We start from the raw sequence: 2,397 nt of genomic DNA, 5'->3' as shown, positions 1-2,397 counted from the left end.
CGGTCAAGCAGGTATACKGGATACCCCGCCCGCAGAAACGCGTGTGCCCAGCCGGGCCGGCCATCCGGAGTGCGCAGAAACTCCGAACTTTGTCCACCGCCGCCATGTACGAATGTTATCGATACGCTTTTCGGTTCGACGGGTACGAACCATTCGACATACGCGGTCGCACCGGGATATGTCTCGCCCGCGTATAGATTACGCGACGTTGTGAGAAATCTCCCTCCGAAGTCTGCGAGGGCCAAGGGTGTAAGGCTGCTCAATATACTGTTCGCATCTGTTCGTGAAATTTCATCATTACGCGCATTTTGTCTCTGTCAGCCGCGATTGCACGCGCCTGTTMGATCCACTGCTCTTTCTGCTGGCCAGGTAGCATGTGATACATGTTGCGTAGGTTTGAAGATGCGCGTGGCGAGACGATCTCAAGAAACTTGTAACGGCGGTCCCTATCGTAGGTTTCCAGTATGTCTTCGCTGCGGTTATCGTGAACAACTTGKGTAAGGGCTTCGACGAGCGCGAATGTGTMAAACATACCTCCCGTCAGCCCCAGACCCCCCGTGGGATTGGTAATATGCGCTGCATCGCCGACTAGCATGATGCGGCCCACTCGCATTCGATCAGCACAGCGTTGATGCATTCGGTAGGGCGAAAATGCCTCCACGTCGAACGGAACGTCGCCGGTGAGCAGGTCCGGCAACACCTTTGCAATTCTCTGCGGAAGGTCTTCGATTGGAAGGGCGGGGTCTTCCATAAATGTGACGCGCCAGAAGTMGCTGGTGTCGATTTTGCAAATGACGGAACCGTAGACATGATCAATCTGCATCGTCGTCTTCGAGTAGCCGCGCCGATCAAGGTCTACGCGCGTATTGGTTGCGACATAACGTTCTGGCCACGTKATACCGAAGAAATTGAGATTCAGAACCTCTCGCCGAACAAAGCTGGCTGCGCCGTCGGCGCCAATCAACCAGTCGGCGTCGATGGTCTCGGTAAGTCCATCTTTTAGAATCGTCGCCCGTACGCCACTGCCGTTCTGTTCGCATGCAGTCAAAGTGGTCGAAAAGTGAATTTCGACATTCGGCAACTTCTGCAGATGGGAAAGAATAATAAGKGACAGTTTATCTTGGCCCAAATGAAGCGCGTAAGGGAATTCGATCTCGCCTTCAAGACACCCGATGTCCCAGCGGATCATTTCACCGGTCTCGTGGATGCGCCAGGCGTGGTCCTGCCGAAGGAAACCGGCCGTCACGCAATCGTCAAGCACGCCCAAATCTCGGAGATGCGGGAGGACAGATGAATGGTAAACAAGCGCGCGAGGACTATTATTCGGCGTCGCCTCCGCCTCCAATACCGTCACATGCATACCGGAACGTGCTAAGCCTAACGTGGTAAGAAGCCCGGTTKGGCCGCCACCGACGACAACGACATGTGCGCTCATGTTAACTCTCACTTCTTCTGAAAATGGTTGTCGCTGACCCAACGGGCATTGAAGTCACCACATTTACTTCGACACTGCCATACCGGCCTAAAAATGGCAGGCTAGCTGCCGCCTCTCTTCGATCGAACGATACTTGCCCGCAGTGAATTAAAAACTTGATTAATTAAAATGCGTGCTGATGTCAAGATACCTGAATCGTGCTCAACGACCTGACGTCGTTCGGCCGGAGAGGCGTTACGGCGGCGTAACATGGGACAAAGAAGCCGGCCGGCTACGAGAAATTTTATTTTCGATACAAATTAATTATTCAATATTGTAATTTATCAACGCTGACGCTATCGTATGCTTCGCCGATTAAGTCGCGCCAAGATTCGAGGTGTGGCGGMATTTAATGGACGGAGCGCAGGGGAGGAAACCATGAGCGTGAAACTCGAGTCATCTAATCTAGGCATGCAAGCCCGAACCGCCGGTCACTCGCACGACCTAGGTAATGTGCTTCGACGGAAATCGTTAATCGCGACTGGCCTCGGCAATACTCTGGAGTGGTACGATTGGACGATCTATGCGGTTTTCGCTCCATATATCGCGAAGGCAATGTTTGACACACAAGACCCAGTCTCGGCTTTGTTGAGTACATTGGCGATTTTTGCGGTCGGCTTCATCTCTCGCCCGCTTGGAGGTATTGTCTTCGGTGCCCTTGCGGACCGCCTGGGGCGTAAAACCGTGTTGTTGATAAGCATGGTTCTTATGGGCTTCGGCAGTCTTTTAATCGCAGTCTCCCCAACATATGCAGCTGTTGGCGGATTTGCGTCTCTCATGGTCTTGGCTGCTAGGCTGTTGCAAGGTTTTGCTCACGGGGGGGAGGCTACCGCTTCCTATGCGTACCTTGCGGAGATCGCGCCAAAAGAACGGCGGGGCCTGTGGTCTAGCAGTATGTTCTTTAGTGTCGGCATCGGTAGCAT

2 protein-coding genes are annotated in these 2,397 nt (G+C 53.3%); one reads left to right on the top strand and one right to left on the bottom strand.

Going from position 1 to position 2,397, the window contains the following annotated elements; genetic code table 11:
* Positions 1-259: 259 nt before the first annotated feature.
* Positions 260-1,435, bottom strand: coding sequence for an FAD-dependent oxidoreductase (locus tag QD357_RS31840; protein WP_414125991.1), 1,176 nt, complete (start codon positions 1,433-1,435; stop codon positions 260-262).
* Positions 1,436-1,852: 417 nt separating this feature from the next.
* On the opposite strand from QD357_RS31840, the gene QD357_RS31835 reads away from it, so the two are divergent.
* Positions 1,853-2,397 (top strand): MFS transporter (locus tag QD357_RS31835; protein WP_414125989.1); only part of this gene is annotated, 545 nt, incomplete at its 3' end.

It is taken from the genome of Rhizobium sp. BR 317 (genome assembly GCF_047445835.1).
Lineage (GTDB): Bacteria > Pseudomonadota > Alphaproteobacteria > Rhizobiales > Rhizobiaceae > Rhizobium > Rhizobium paranaense.
The sequence above is the reverse complement of the archived record's forward strand: the minus strand, read 5'-3'. Positions and strand labels throughout refer to the sequence as shown.